The organism is Larkinella fluvii (assembly GCF_051857545.1).
In the GTDB taxonomy this organism is placed as follows: Bacteria; Bacteroidota; Bacteroidia; order Cytophagales; family Spirosomataceae; genus Larkinella.
On record NZ_JBPZHB010000008.1, the window covers coordinates 64701 to 79991 of the forward strand.

Here is a 15291-nt window from a genome sequence, read left to right on the forward strand (position 1 = left end):
TTCTATTCTCTTGTCTCCACTCTTTCATCTTTTTCGATTCAACAACACCTGCTCCACTTCGTCCTTGTAATTTCGCCCGACGGGAATCTGGTTTCCGTTCACCACCAGCCGGTTCCGCTCGATCCGGGAGATTTTCGATACGGCCACGATGAACGATTTGTGAACCCGCAGAAACCGGTTTTTCGGAAAAATGTCGTACATGAATTTGATGGAGCCTTTCAGGACTATTTTGCCGGTGTTGGTGTAAATAATGGCGTAATCTTTCAAGCCTTGAATGTGGGTCACTTCGTCAAAGTTCAGCTTGATCCGCTGCACCCCACTTTTCACAAAAACCGACCCCAGCGGGGCTTCTGCCGGGTTTTCTTCAATGTTGGCATTTTGGTCTTTCAGGGCCAAAAAGTCCCGGATCTTTTCCATGGCGAGCAAAAACCGGGGGTACGAAATGGGTTTCAGCAGAAAGTCGATAACACCCAGTTCGAAGCCTTCAAACGCATAATCGCGATAGGCCGTCGTAAAAACCGTGATGGGTGGGTGGGGCAAGGCCGCATCGGCGATCCGGTTCAGGAACGCGATGCCGTTCATTTCGGGCATTTCAATATCCAGAAACAGCACATCGGCTTCGTGGTTTTTACAGTACGCCAGCGCAGCCCGGGCCGTTTCGAAGGGGTGGATCGATCCAACGAAGGGCAACCGGCGAAGGTAATCTTCCAGAATGCCACGCGCCAGCGGCTCATCATCAATCACTACGCAGTTCAGCATAAGATATTGCCAATCAATTAACGATCCGGTTTAGGGTATAGCTCAAATACGAATCCCCAACCCTGAAATTTCGTTCCTGATCCAGCACGAACAACACATGGTCATCGCCTTTCAACAGATAAACAGACACCTCCGGTTTATCCGAATCCAGTTGGTACACAACCGCTTCCGGGTCGGTTTTCGTGCCGTGCACCAGCGCCCATTTTCCCTCCCGAGCCGCCGACCGGTCTAAGGTTCCGCGGAGTTTGTAGGTGGTTGGCTGGCCGGTTTTCGGGTCTTGAAACAAGGTGAGACTCCATTTTACTTTCGTACATTCCGGGCCGACGGTCACCTTCCAGTCTTTCGCAATTTCGGCGCAGGGAAACCGCCCGTCAAACCGTCCGTATACCGCCGGTCCGCTGTCCACCGGGTTACGAACACTCGCTTTGGTCGGAACGTTGGTGGCCCGAGTTTCCTGAGCAATGACGCGGTTTGGCTGGCCTGCAAATCCAAGCAGAAACAACAATAACACTTTAACTTTCATACCTACAACGATCATTTTCTGTTTAGTGTATAGCTCCAGCCCGCGTGTCCGATCATCAGATTCCCTTCCTGATCCAGCAAGTGAAGCAGCCTGTCATCCAGCTTTACCAGAGAAATGGGGGCATCGGGTGCCGTTGGCGTCAACCGGTACAGGTCCCGGTTTTTGCGATCCTTTACCAGGCTCCATTGGCCCTCTTTCACGCCCCGTGTTCCGTCATTCATCAGGGTCTGTGTCGAGGGCTTCGAAATGCCATATGCGTAGCTGAGTTTGTAAAACGTGGGTGCCTGATTGCGCGGATCCCGCTGGAGCGCCAGGTTCCATTGGATCATTTCACAGTCGGCCGTGGCCGGAATCGACAACCACATTCGGGGAATGCCGTCGCAGGGGGTGGTGGCGAAATAAACCGCCGGTTCCGGTGAAGTCGCCTGCATAAACCCGGCTGCCAGAACGATCAGAATGCTCTTTTTTAGCAGTTTCAAATGAAGCCGTGTTTTCATGGTTTTCAAGTTTTAATAGATTACACCTGTAAGGTCTTGAAGACCTTGCAGGTGTGGCCAGCTCAATTTATCGCAGAAAATACAATACGCAGTGACGCCTTGTAGCTCTCCGGTCGGTCTTCAGTCTGAAACGTATACCGACCGGGGTACAGCAGTTCCAGTCGTTTGCGAAGGTTGTCCAGACCAATACCGCCTTTTTCGGCTTTGGGACTGGCCGCCGGTTTGCTGTTCTCCACCGTAAATTGCACTTCGGACGGGTTGACGTACAGCGTGCTGTGTAACCGGGCGTTTGCAGCCTGTTTGCCCACACCGTGTTTGATGGCATTCTCGACCAGGGGCAATAGCAACAGCGGGGCGATTTCCTGGCCGTTGGTGTTGCCGTCGATTTTCAGGCTGATGTCCGAATACTCGCGGTACCGGATGCGCTCCAGGTCGATGTAATTCTGCAAATAGCTGATTTCCTTTTCCAGCGGCACGTAGGCATTATCGCTGTCATAAAGCATATATTCCATCATTTCAGACAATTTCAGCACCATTTCCGGGGCCAGCTCGGATTTCTTGAGCGTCAGGGCGTACAGATTATTCAGGATATTGAACAGAAAATGCGGGTTCACCTGCGACCGCAGAAAGTTGACTTCGGCCTGTAGTTTCTCGACCACGATCCGCTGCAACATCCGCTGCTGTTCATACCAGTCGATGCTCAGTTTCAGGGCCACCATGAGACCCAGATACCAGAGCGTACTGAAAAAATTGTAGGACAGCGTTTCCACCCAATTGCTGTTGTGCATCGGTCCGAGGACGTAGCCGTAGAGGTAATAGTCAAAAAGCCCCTGAAAAATCAGGTAGCCGAGGATGGAAAGCAGCACCATCGAAAAATACCGGGCATACCGTTTTTTCAGCAAATAGCGGGGCAGGAAATAGTGCAGGTTCAGATACGCGATTCCAATCAGCATCCCGATGCGGACCACGACGCAAAGGGCAAAATACGACAGACTGGCTTTGTAGATCAGGTACCTTTTTTCGTAGAGAAAAAAACCGGTAATCAGGATCCAGTACCCCGCATGAACCAGCGCATATTTAACCGGAACCGTTCGGTTGGAAAGGGGTAGCTTGATGGATCGGTCCAGAAAGTCCATACTAAAAACGGGTCTTGACGTGCGACCGCCGGGTGGTAGTCGACTGTAAATGAATACAAAAGGCAGGTGGATTAAAAATTATATCGACCAACGACCCAAAAAGTAGAGGAAAGGATTTGGCCCTGCGGTTTGTCTACTTTCCCGGTCGTTGCTCTACTATTTTTTAGAATGACGGATTGATCGGGTTGTTTTGTGTCAGACCCAGTCACCATTCCGCTTAACGACCATGAAAAAGCATCCTTTTCCGGTATTCATCACCCTCCTTTTCAGCGTTCTGAACGCGTTCAGCCAAACGGCCAAAGTGGGCGGCCCCTGCGAAGGTTGCGAAGCGATTTACGAAAATCCGGTGCCGTTCGACAAACTCGAAAGTGTTGTCAAACTCCCCGACGCGACCTGGGAAGGCAAAAAACCGCTGGGAATCAACGGAACGGTGTACAAAGCCGATGGCAAAACCCCGGCACCAGGTGTCATCCTGTATATTTACCACACCGACGAAACCGGACACTATCCTAAAAAAGGCGACGAAAAAGGCTGGGCAAAACGGCACGGTTTTATTCGCGGGTGGGTGCGCACCGACGGGAACGGTTCGTACAAATTTGTCACCCTCCGGCCTGCTCCCTACCCCAGTGCCAGCGATCCGGCGCACATCCACATTACCATCAAAGAGCCAGGGCTTGATGAATATTACATCGATGAGTTTCTGTTTGACGACGATCCGCTGCTGACGGCCGAAAAACGCCAAAAGCTCGAAAACCGGGGCGGCAGCGGTATCGTGAAACTGGTTGATGTCGGCAACATGTACAAAGGCGAACGGAATATCTACCTCGGCAGGAACATTCCGAACTATCGGGTAACCCCTTAATCACCGACTGGCTTTCTTCGCTTTCAAAACCGGTTCCGGGGCTTTCAGCAAAGGCTGGAGTTTGGCCGCAAATTGCCGGTAGCCTTCCGCGTTGGGATGCAACCCGTCGCTGAAAAGCGCTTCGTCGATTTTACCGTCCGGTTTCAGGAAAACCAAACCGGGCTGGGCAAAGTGAATGTTGGCTTCCCCGGCCATCTGCGCCAGTTCTTCGTTGAGAACCGTGAGTCGTTTTTCCTCATTCCGGCGCGGTAGAATCCCGATCAGCAGAATGTCGGCCGTGGGTTGCCGTACTTTGATGGCCTGCACCAGAAACTTCAGTCCGGCGGTGATCTCCGCATCCGAGTTATGCTGCAGGTTATTCGTCCCGATCATCAGCACCACCTGAGCGGCCGAATAGCCATCCAGTTCGCCGTGGTATACCCGCCACAGCACATTTTCGATGCGATCCCAGCCGTAGCCCATGTTCTGAACACCCAGCGGTTCCAACGCAGTTTTCCAGGAATCGGCACCAGCCGCCCGGGGCGCAATGGGTTCGCCACCCCAGTAGTGCGTGATGGAGTTCCCCAAGTAAACAATTCGGGGCGGGTGGGTTTTCAGACGGGCCAGAATTTCGTGGTGGCGGGTCTGCCAGTCGTAAATCCGGGAATCGCGGGACTGGATGCGCGGTTTTGTGGTCGAAACCGTTCCGGACGGTTCGTTGAGAATACCGCGCAGACTCCGTTCATAGGCTTCGGCGTATTGCTGCATGCCCAGATCAGACGGGTGCGTGCCGTCCACCATCGCGTCCGAATCCAGGTTGATTTGTGATTTGGGCAACAAATACAATTGATCGATGCCCTCCCCTTTCAACTGCGTAAAGGCCCTGCGCATCACCTCATTGACATCCGTGTAATATTTCCGGCGGAGCGGACTAACGCCCCCGTCGGTGTAGCCCGCGTGTTCGACCAGCAAAATGGGCGTCGTCGGCTGTTTGCTCCGCAGATTCCTAACGGCGTCCACAATGAGGGTATAAACGTCGGTGTTGGACACCAGGTTGGGCAGGCAATCCAGGACGTAGATTTTGGCTTCGATCTGCGCCACCCGGTCCACTACTTCTTTTTCCAGCCGACCGTTGCCGGAAAAGGCCAGATTGATCAGGGGCCGGTCCATTTTTCGTCCCAAAATAGACGTCCAGGCCATCCCGGCCCGCGACGCACATCCACCCTGTGCAATGGATGTTCCGTAAACGACGATAGGTTTATCGACCCGTACGGGCAGGGGCGTGAGCGTGACGCCTTTCGGCACCCCGATTTCGAGCCACTGAACGGAGTTGTAAAGCGGCAGATACAGGCGGTATTCGCGGCCTTTCTGGTGGTAGGCATCATTCGGTTCCAGGTTGGCAAACTGATACTGGATCGTGTCTCCGAACGCATATTTCCCGTTGCACCACAGCCAGTCGCCGTCGCTGTTACCGGCGTAGAGATCGATGCCACTGACGCCCGTTGCGGGCATGTGGGGCATACTCTGTTTTCCCTTGACAATGTAGCGAACCGTGATCCGGTCGGTGCTGGCCCGGAAGCGGATCATCAGCCCGGCCGCATTGCGCGACAAATCCCAGACGGCTTTTCGAACACTTTTTTCGGCTTCAGCGGGCAACCGGTCGTAGGGACTCAGGATGTCTTTTCCACGCCAGGCCTGTCCTTCGATCACCGGAAAGTCGGATTGGGCGGGGTTCCACCAGACGTAGTCGACCGGCGTTTGGGCCAACACCGCAACGCCATGCAGGGAAACGAACAAGCAAACGAAAAGAAGCCATTTTTTCATAAAGGGTCGGGGTGTGCGCGAGGGCAACGGAAGGGTGAATTCTTCCAAAAATACGCAGGAAGTTGACAAAATAAACACCCCGACCCCAGTTATGACGCAGTGACCGGCTACGGTCCGACGCTTCCGCCGACCCTCGTCACCATACTGCTCGTGGTAAAGGTGGTGGATTGCGTTCCCAACGTGTAGGTTCCGCTCGTATACAACCCGTTCACATTGGTACCACCGGCTACGCTCCCGCCCGAATACACCTTGTACGACTGACCGGTTTTCAGTTTCGGACTTGAAAAAAGCATCGTCGTGTAGGTTTTCGGAATCAGGAAGGTCAACACTTCGGTACCCTCGCCCGACTGAATGTGCATCAACTGGTTGGCGGTTCCTCCACCGAGCAAGACTGAGGGCTGGGTGCTGACACTCGCCGTTGGCGTGCTCGTTCCTCCGGCCACACCGACCGCAATTCCGCCGGTTATTTTGAACGTACTGCGGTCACAGTCGAAACTGCCTTCCGGCGAAGAGGCTCCCACGGAGACGGTTTTTCCTCCGGTAATCGTGATCGGGCCATTCGAGTCGATGCCGTCATTCGAGCTGCTGTAGGCGTACACTGTGCCGCCGTTGATGTAGATGAATGTTCCGGCATTGATGGCATCGTCCTTCGTTTTGGCAATGATGTTCCCGTTATTGATCGTCAGCACACTCTTGCTCTCAATTCCCTCTCCGGCCGACGAGTTGATCGTAATGGTACCGCCGTTGATGGTCAGATACGGATCGATTGTCGTGTCGGTGTCGTAGGAAGCTGCGATGCCTTTATCCACCACATTGATCGTGAACGTGCCGCCGTTGATGACGATGTAGCCTTCTTCGCATTGTATTCCGTCGCCCAGCGTGGTCATGGTAACCGTGCCGCCGTCGGCAATAAAGGCGTCATTGGTATGAATTCCGTCGGATGCTGCACTGGTGATGGTAATATTTCCGCTGATCAGCCGGATGTAATCGTCGCTGGCAATCGCGTGTTTGTAATTCCCTTTCAGGCTCAGGCTTCCGTTGCCGCTGAAGATCATCTGCCCTTCACTAAACAGTGTCGCTTTCATGTCTTCCGTTCCGCTGGCGGTATAGGTTGCGCCGTCAGTCAGCGAGTTGGTGGTGTTATCAGCCAGCACAATGAAAGCTCTTTTCTCGGACTGGATGTTGATGGCAGGGCCGTCGGCATTCGTGATGTTGACCCCGTTTAGCGTCAGTTTGAATTTCTTATCGGAGTAAATTTTGACCGAACCGTTGGTCGTGGTTCCAGTCAGTGCAAAGTCGACGCCCGTCGCGGTGGAGGTGATGACCACATCGCTGTTGGTTTGCTCAATCGATACGCCATTGCCCGCCAGGGGGTTGGTAATGCTGACCGTCGTACCAAACGTGATGCTAACGGTGGACGGAAACGTCGAGTTCGCCAGCAAATCATCGGCGTTGGCGGCATTGTCGGCATTGCCTTCCGGCGTTGCGGAGGAGGTGGTCGTGCTGTCGATGGCAACGGAGCTGCCGGTGGTGGTGCCCGTTCCGGTAGTGCCGGTTCCGGTGGGCGTCAGGTCCTCGCTTTCTTTGGAGCAGGCCAGCAGCAGGGCCATCAACAGAAGTTTGGACCCCAGGCCGATGATGCGTTTTACAGATGGTTTCTCTACAATTCTCTTTAAAATGGGTTGGTGTCTCATCAGTGTGATTGTGTATGGGAAGACTCACTACCAGCCGATACGCGGATCGCTTCCCAAACGTTGCCACAACGAACGCTTTTGAGGTGAATAGACCGAATGTGTCGGTTTTAATCGCAGGTGAGCGTACCGCGGATTCCCAATCACGAAATCGTCGTGCTGTCTTCGGTTTAAAAGAGTTGTTTCGCGGAGTTGAGCGGAGAAGAAAAGAGTCTAGCAGAGAGAAAATAAATTTAAACTCCGCTAAACTCCTTTCTTCTCCGCTCAACTCCGCGAAACAACGCTCAAACTCACAATCCGTACTGATCCAGCAAGTATACCAACGCCGTCATCGAAGCCGCCCCCAGTTCCAGTTCCCGCTTGTTGATCGCTTCAAAATTGTCGATGCCCGTGTGGTGAAAATCGAAATACCGCTGGGAATCTGGCTTGAAACCGAACAAAACCGTACCCAGTTGCGCCAATGGGCCAATATCCGCCCCGCCCGAACCCGCACCGATTTCGTGCAGTCCGTAGGGCGCAAATAGCGGTTTCCACGGCATCACTTTGGCCCGTTGCTGCGCCGTTCCGACGATGCCGAAGCCCCGGGGTGTAAAACCGCCGTTGTCGGACTCGACGGCGGCAATGTGTTTCTCGTTGTTCTTTTTGGCGTAATCTGCATAGCCGACTCCGCCCCGCAATCCGTTTTCCTCGTTCATGAACATCACCGCCCGAATGGTCCGTTTGGGCTTGATTCCCAAGGCCTTGAAAGTCCGCAACACCTCGATGGACTGCACGCAGCCGGAGCCGTCGTCGTGTGCGCCCTGGGCCAGATCCCAGGAATCCAGGTGGCCACCCACGACGATGATTTCATCCGGTTTTTCCGAGCCTTTGATTTCCCCCACGACGTTGTAGGATTTGGCGTCGGGCAGGGTTTCACAATTCTGTTTGAAGTAAAACGTCAGGTTTGCATTCTTTTTCAGCGACTTACTCAGTAACTCGGCTGCGTTGGTACTGATGGCCGCCGTCGGAATCAGCGGCACCCCCGTCGCATAACGCATCCCGCCCGTGTGCGGATTATCGTCCAGCACGGTGGTCATCGAACGAACAATGGCCCCCAACGCGCCGAGTTTTCCGGCTTCGTTCGCACCATTGGCCCGTTGTTCAACCGCCCCGGCGTAGGCTTCAAAGGTGTTCAGTTTGGTGGGGTCCATCGGGCGGTTGTAAAACACGATCTTGCCTTTTACTTTTTCCGGTCCCAAATCCCGCAATTCCTGAAAGCTCTTCACCTCAATCACCTGGGCCTCAACACCTTTCGGGGCCGTGGCTACCGAACCGCCCAGAGCCGCAATCGGTACGGTTATTTTTTGTTTTCCGTTCCGGATATACGCCACTTCTTTGGCCCCGCGAACCCAGTGCGGCACCATCACTTCCTGCAAAAACACCCGGTCGAAACCCTCCTTTTCCATCAGTTGCTTCGACCAGTCGACGGCTTTCTGCGCGCCTTCCGAACCGCTCAGGCGCGGACCAATCTTTTGAGTCAACTCACGCAGCCATTCATACGACGGGCTGTTGGTCAGGATTTCGTTGTAGATTTTGCGAATCGTAACGGAGTCGGTCGACTGCGCTTGAACACCGGTTGCAAAAAGACAGAAAGCAAGAAGTAGTTTTTTCATCTCGGGACGGGGTATCTCCTAAAAAAAGAAAACCCGGCCTGATTTCCAAAGCCGGGTTGAAAGTTATGCAATTCGTCCAATTGATTGCCAGCGGATTGCAATTTGGTACACGGTTTACGCTTTTTAGTTTTCGGTGGCTAACACGTTCTTATTTTCTTGCGTCAGTCATTGAAAACCGTAAACAGAAAACCGAGTACACTGAAACTACATATGAATCGCCCGGTTATCCGTCGCTGCCAGACACGCTTCCTTGATGGCTTCCGTGTAGGTCGGGTGGGCGTGGGATATCCGGGCAATGTCCTCTGCCGAGGCCCGGTACTCCATTGCCACAACGCATTCGGCAATCATGTCGGCCGCGCGGGCACCGATGATGTGCATACCCAGAATTTCGTCGGTTTGCTTGTCGGCCAGCACCTTCACCAAGCCGTCGACATCCATCGAAGCGCGGGCGCGACCCAGGGCTTTATACGGAAACGAACCGACTTTATAGGCCTTGCCTTCCTGCTTCAGTTCCTCTTCGGTGAAGCCCACACTAGCGACTTCCGGCCAGGTATAGACCACGCCCGGAATCAGGCGGTAATTGATGTGCGGTTTTTGTCCGGCCAGGGTTTCGGCTACGAACACACCTTCTTCTTCGGCCTTGTGCGCCAGCATCGCCCCCCGAATGACGTCACCGATGGCATAAATATTCGGGACTTTGGTTTGCAGGTGGTCGTTTACGTCGATGCGCCCCCGGTTGTCGGCGGCTAGCCCGGCGGCTTCGAGGTTCAGGCCGTCGGTATACGGACGGCGACCCACCGAAACCAGGCAATAATCGCCTTCCAGGGTAATCTGTTCCCCTTTGGGCGTATCGGCTTTCACAATAACACCTTCACCGGTATTTTCAACGCTGGTAACTTTATGGCTGAAGTAGAAATCGGCGCCCAGCTTTTTGACGGCTTTTTGCAGTTCTTTCCCCATCGTTTTGTCCATCGTCGGAATCATCGAATCGGCGAACTCCACGAACGACACTTTCGAACCGATGCGGGCATAGACCGAGCCCAGTTCGGCCCCAATCACCCCCGCCCCGATCACGATGAGGTGTTTTGGCACTTCCTGCAACGTCAGGGCTTCGGTCGAACTAATGATGCGTTTCTTATCGATCTGCATCGACGGAAACGAGGTTGGTTTGGAACCGGTCGCAATGATGAAATTTTTCGCCGTAATCTGCTCTTCGCTGCCATCATCTTTCTTGATTTTCAGCGTACTGGCATCGACGAACGACCCGAATCCCTGGTGAACCGTGATCTTGTTTTTCTTCATCAGAAACGAAATTCCGGTCACATTGGCTTCCACGACACCGGCCTTCCGCTTGATCATCTGGGGCAGATCGACCTGCAGATCCGCCAGTTTGATCCCGTGTTCGGCGAAGGTATGAGCAGCGTTGTAGAAATGCTCCGAAGAGTCGAGCAGGGCTTTCGACGGGATACAGCCGACGTTGAGGCACGTACCGCCCAGCGTCTTGTATTTTTCCACGATGGCCGTTTTCATGCCCAACTGGGCGCAGCGAATCGCGGCCACATAGCCGCCCGGCCCGGAGCCGATGACGATGACGTCGTATTGCATAAATTTACAGATCTATTTGCAGGTAAATGGTCTCTATACAAATGTAGGACGGAGTGTAAACCGCTCAGCCAACGAGCATTTTCTGGCTCGAAAAGCGGTTTTACAATCCGTCCTACTGGTATTTTTATACGCCCAGTAAAATCCGCGCCGGATCTTCCAGCAACTGTTTTACGCGAACCAAGAAGCTCACGGAGTCTTTGCCATCGATGATGCGGTGATCGTACGAGAGGGCCACGTACATGATCGGGCGCACGACAATTTCGCCGTTGACCACCACCGCCCGTTCCACGATGTTGTGCATCCCCAGAATCGCCGACTGCGGGGCGTTGATGATCGGCGTCGACAACATCGAGCCGAAAATACCGCCATTGGTGATCGTGAACGTACCACCGGTCATCTGCTCGATCGTCAGTTTGTTATCCCGTGCCAGAACCGCCAGCCGGATAATTTCCTTTTCGATTCCGGCAAAGTCCATGCTCTCGGCATTCCGGATTACCGGCACCACCAGACCACGCTCCGTTGATACGGCGATGGAAATATCACAGTAATCGTTGTAGACAATCGAATCGCCGTCAATCGTGGCATTCACATTCGGGAAGTCCTGCAAGGCAATACAAATTGCTTTGGTGAAGAACGACATGAAGCCCAAACCAACCGCATTTTTGTCCTTGAACTTATCCTTGTATTTGGCCCGCAAATCCATGATCGGTTTCATGTCGACCTCGTTGAAGGTCGTCAGCATGGCCGTTTCATTTTTGACGGCTACCAACCGGCGCGCAATGGTTTTCCGCAACGAGCTCATGCGTTCACGCCGTTGTCCCCGGTTTCCACCAGCGGGGGCCGGAGCCGAAGCGACCGGAGCAGGGGCAGGTTTGGGGGCGGGAGCGGCCGCCGGTTGCGGAGCGGGTGCTGCCGGTTTTTCGGCTTTCACCGCATCTTCCTTCATAATCCGGCCACCAATACCGGTGCCGTTGACTTCTTTCGGGTCGATGCCTTTTTCGGCCAGAATCTTGGCGGCCACCGGCGACGGGTGATTGGCCGCGTAGCCATCGGCCGGAGCGGCTGCAGGCTGTGCGGCTGGCTGAGATGCCGGAGCAGGTGCAGATTGGGCAGCGGGTTGGGCAACACTGGCACCCACTTCAATCCGGCAGATCACGGCACCAATCGCCAGGGTTGCACCGGCTTCGGCCACAATCCGGAGGGTACCGGCAGCTTCTGACGGCAACTCAAACGTGGCTTTATCGGATTCGAGTTCGCAGAGAACCTCGTCCAAAGCGACCTGATCACCGTCTTTTTTATTCCAGGAAGCAATCGTCACTTCCGTGATCGACTCGCCAACCGGGGGCACTTTCATTTCAATGCTTTTCGAGGCTGCGGCAGCAGCGGGTTCAGGAGCCGGTTGGGGGGCTGGTTCGGGTTTGGCCGCTTCGGGTTGAGGAGCCGGTGCCGGTTGTTCAGCCGGTTTTGGCTCTGCTGGCGCTTCAGCTTTCGGGGCAGGAGCCGCGCCATTGGACGCTCCCGCTGCTTCGATGGTACACAAAACCGCACCGATGGGCAACACATCGCCTTCCTGTGCCATGATGTGCAACACGCCGTCGGCTTCGGCAGGAAACTCAAACGATGCTTTGTCCGATTCCAGTTCGCACAACACCTCGTCTCTCTTCACCGAATCGCCCTCTTTCTTATGCCATGCCCCAACGGTTACTTCCGTAATGGACTCCCCAACCGGGGGTACTTTCATTTCTATTGCCATTTTCTCTTAGTTTTCAGTTGTCAGTTACCCGCGATTGGGAACCGTAAACTCTTATTCAAACGCCCGGCGGATGATGTCGGCCTGCTCCTGAGCGTGGACTTTGGAATACCCGGTTGCGGGCGACGCGCTGTTTTTCCGCGTAATGCCGCGCAGTTTCAAATCCAGAGCCGAACGCAGTAAGAACGTCCAGGCGCCCATGTTCGACGGTTCTTCCTGCACCCAAACCAGTTCAGCGGTTTTGCTGTATCCACCCAGGATGGCGTCCAGTTGCTTCTGCGGGAACGGATGCAATTGTTCCAACCGAATGATGGCCACATCTTCCCGCTTATCTGCCTGCTGTTTTTCGAGCAATTCGTAATAAATTTTACCGGTACAGAGCAGAATCCGTTTTACTTTCTTACCCGTGGCAAAACCGTCGGGCAGCACTTCCTTGAAACTCCCCTTGGTAAGATCTTCCAGGGGCGAAACTACTTGCGGGTGGCGCAATAATGATTTGGGCGACATCACGACCAGCGGTTTGCGGAACGGCCAGGTCAACTGACGACGCATCAGGTGGAAGAAGTTGGCCGGGGTGGTCACGTTAGCCACCACCATGTTGTATTCCGCCGACAGTTGCAGGTAGCGCTCCGGACGGGCGTTGGAGTGTTCCGGTCCCTGGCCTTCGTAGCCGTGGGGCAACAACATCACCAGACCGTTCATCAATCCCCATTTCGATTCACCGGACGATATAAACTGGTCGATGATCACCTGGGCACCGTTGGAGAAATCACCAAACTGGGCTTCCCAGATCACCAGCGCGTGGGGTGTGGCCATGGCATAGCCGAACTCGAAGCCCAGCACACCGTATTCCGACAACAGGGAGTTGTAAATCTGCATTTTCTGCTGACCATCCTGAATGTGATCCAGCAAGCTATACGACTGGTTGGTTTCCGAATCGTGCAGAACGGCATGGCGGTGCGAAAATGTTCCGCGCTGCACATCCTGACCACTCAACCGAACCACTTTATTTTCAAGCAGAATGGATCCGTAGGCCAGCAATTCCGCCGTACCCCAGTTGACCTGCTTGTTCTCAAAAACCATCTGCCGACGGTCTTTCAGGAGTTTATCGATTTGCTTGAGCGGTTTGAAACCGGTCGGAATCGTGACGAGCGCGTTTCCAATTTTTTCGAGCGTCTCCATCGGCACGCCGGTTTCGGGCGACCGTTCGAAATCTTCCGGCGTACTCACCCGCAACTCGGCCCACTCCCGATCCAACCGCAGTGGTTTGTACGGAATTTCGGCCTTTTGCTTCACCATATCGAGCCGATCCTGCAACTCTTTCTTGAATTCGGCATCCATGGTCGACGCCAGTTGGGCATCAACCTCACCCCGGTCGATCAGGCTTTTGTTATATATTTCGCGGGGATTGGCGTGTTTTTCGATGATACTGTACATCGTTGGCTGCGTAAACTTGGGCTCGTCCGATTCGTTGTGCCCGTAGCGACGATAACAGACCATGTCGATAATGACATCCCGGTTGAATTTTTCCCGGAATTCGACCGCCAGTTTGGCACAGAAAACCACCGCTTCCGGATCATCGCCGTTGACGTGAAAAACCGGAGCATCGATGATTTTGGCAACATCCGAGCAATAAATCGACGAACGGGCGTCTTCAAAATCAGTCGTAAAACCAACCTGGTTGTTAATCACGAAATGGAGCGTTCCACCAGTTTGGTAACCGGCCAGTTTCGCCATCTGGGTCACTTCATACACAATGCCCTGACCCGCCACAGCCGCATCGCCGTGGATCAGGATCGGCATGATCTTGTCGAAATTGCCCGCGTATTCTTCATCGGCCTGCGCCCGTACGAACCCTTCGATGATCGGATTAACCGCTTCCAGGTGCGACGGATTCGGGGCCAGTTTCAGGCTGATCTGCTTACCTGTCGACGATTCGATCAGGCTCGAATAGCCCAGGTGGTATTTCACGTCACCGTCGCCAAACACCTGATCGGGAACGTTGCCTTCAAAACCGCTGAAAACGCTTTCGTAGGATTTGCCCAGGATGTTGACGAGTACGTTCAGACGGCCCCGGTGTGCCATCCCGATCATAACCTCTTCAACGCCCAGTTCCGACGCGTAGTTGATGATGGCGTCCAAGGCCGGAATGGTGGTTTCTCCCCCTTCGAGCGAGAACCGCTTCTGACCTAAATATTTGGTATGCAGGAAGTTCTCAAAAACCGTCGCTTCGTTCAGTTTTTTCAGAATCCGTTTTTTCTCCTCAATCGTTGGGTCAAAAACCAGCGCTTCTTTCTCGATTTTGTTCCGAAGCCAGTTTTTGACATCAATCTCCCGGATATACATATACTCGAAACCGATGGTGCCGGCATAAATTTTCTCCAGCGATTCCATGATTTTCCGCAGCGAACTCGGTCCGATTCCCAGCAGTGTTCCGGCATCAAAAACCGTGTCGAGGTCGGCTTCGGTCAGGGCATAATCTTCCAGACCAATCCGCGGACTGCGGTCTTTCCGGTTCCGGATGGGGTTGGTTTTGGCCAAAAGGTGCCCCCGCGAGCGATAGGCTTTTATCAGACTGGCTACCGATACTTCCTTTTCTGCGTGTTTGGTGTCAATAACCGGTTTTGCAGTCGTTTGGTCGGCGTTGCTGTGGCCGTTGCCATTCCCATTTTCGCCGTATGACTGGGAAAATTCAAAACCTTCAAAAAATTTTTGCCAGCTTCCATCCACTGAGCCGGGGTCTTGTTTATAAGCCCGGTATAAATCGTCGATGTAGGCTGCTTCTGAGTTAGCTATATACGAGAATCTGTCCATAATTCGGGATCACCCATGTTCGAATGGCAAAGTTAAACGATCAAATAGAAAGATGTCTTCTATTTATTCAATTCTTTATAAATACACCTACAGTTTTGCTTTGGTAACAAGAGCCGCTCGAAATAAGTTAAAAAAAAGGAAGAAAGCAGGAAACGAAGACCGGATAAAAGGGCCTCTAACGGCCGCCTGATCCACGCTT

11 protein-coding genes are annotated in these 15291 nt (G+C 53.7%); 1 reads left to right on the forward strand and 10 read right to left on the reverse strand.

The genetic code is table 11. The features are described 5' to 3' along the window. Positions 1–24: 24 nt before the first annotated feature. From ACS5NO_RS21465 to ACS5NO_RS21480, 4 genes are all read right to left on the reverse strand, one after another. A complete protein-coding gene (locus tag ACS5NO_RS21465) occupies positions 25–759 on the reverse strand; it encodes a LytR/AlgR family response regulator transcription factor (protein WP_114407292.1) in 735 nt (244 codons plus the stop codon). A gap of 13 nt (positions 760–772) precedes the next feature. Beyond that, complete coding sequence (locus tag ACS5NO_RS21470; RefSeq protein WP_165840963.1) at positions 773–1282, reverse strand: copper resistance protein NlpE N-terminal domain-containing protein; 510 nt, start codon at positions 1280–1282, stop codon at positions 773–775. Positions 1283–1293: 11 nt separating this feature from the next. Next, positions 1294–1779, reverse strand: a complete 486-nt coding sequence (locus tag ACS5NO_RS21475) for a copper resistance protein NlpE N-terminal domain-containing protein (protein WP_114407294.1) — start codon at positions 1777–1779, stop codon at positions 1294–1296. Positions 1780–1841: 62 nt separating this feature from the next. Beyond that, complete coding sequence (locus tag ACS5NO_RS21480; protein ID WP_439417043.1) at positions 1842–2915, reverse strand: sensor histidine kinase; 1074 nt, start codon at positions 2913–2915, stop codon at positions 1842–1844. A 226-nt stretch (positions 2916–3141) separates the two neighbouring features. Between ACS5NO_RS21480 and ACS5NO_RS21485 the strand changes: the two genes are divergently transcribed. Further along, on the forward strand, positions 3142–3777 hold the full coding sequence (locus ACS5NO_RS21485; protein WP_439417044.1) for a dioxygenase family protein: 636 nt from the start codon (positions 3142–3144) through the stop codon (positions 3775–3777). Here the strand turns inward: ACS5NO_RS21485 and ACS5NO_RS21490 are convergent, their stop codons facing one another. The 6 genes from ACS5NO_RS21490 to ACS5NO_RS21515 form a co-directional block, all read right to left on the reverse strand. Beyond that, complete coding sequence (locus ACS5NO_RS21490; protein WP_439417045.1) at positions 3778–5580, reverse strand: SGNH/GDSL hydrolase family protein; 1803 nt, start codon at positions 5578–5580, stop codon at positions 3778–3780. A gap of 107 nt (positions 5581–5687) precedes the next feature. Continuing rightward, complete coding sequence (locus ACS5NO_RS21495) at positions 5688–7274, reverse strand: carbohydrate-binding domain-containing protein (RefSeq protein WP_439417046.1); 1587 nt, start codon at positions 7272–7274, stop codon at positions 5688–5690. 287 nt (positions 7275–7561) lie between these two features. Then, the gene (locus ACS5NO_RS21500; RefSeq protein ID WP_439417047.1) at positions 7562–8923 is read right to left on the reverse strand and encodes a M28 family peptidase; all 1362 of its coding nucleotides are present in this window, start codon (positions 8921–8923) and stop codon (positions 7562–7564) included. Positions 8924–9127: 204 nt separating this feature from the next. Further along, on the reverse strand, positions 9128–10528 hold the full coding sequence (gene lpdA, locus ACS5NO_RS21505; protein WP_439417048.1) for a dihydrolipoyl dehydrogenase: 1401 nt from the start codon (positions 10526–10528) through the stop codon (positions 9128–9130). A gap of 124 nt (positions 10529–10652) precedes the next feature. Continuing rightward, the gene (odhB, locus tag ACS5NO_RS21510) at positions 10653–12281 is read right to left on the reverse strand and encodes a 2-oxoglutarate dehydrogenase complex dihydrolipoyllysine-residue succinyltransferase (protein ID WP_439417049.1); all 1629 of its coding nucleotides are present in this window, start codon (positions 12279–12281) and stop codon (positions 10653–10655) included. 51 nt (positions 12282–12332) lie between these two features. Continuing rightward, positions 12333–15092, reverse strand: a complete 2760-nt coding sequence (locus ACS5NO_RS21515) for a 2-oxoglutarate dehydrogenase E1 component (RefSeq protein WP_439417050.1) — start codon at positions 15090–15092, stop codon at positions 12333–12335. Between the last annotated feature and the right edge of the window lie 199 nt (positions 15093–15291).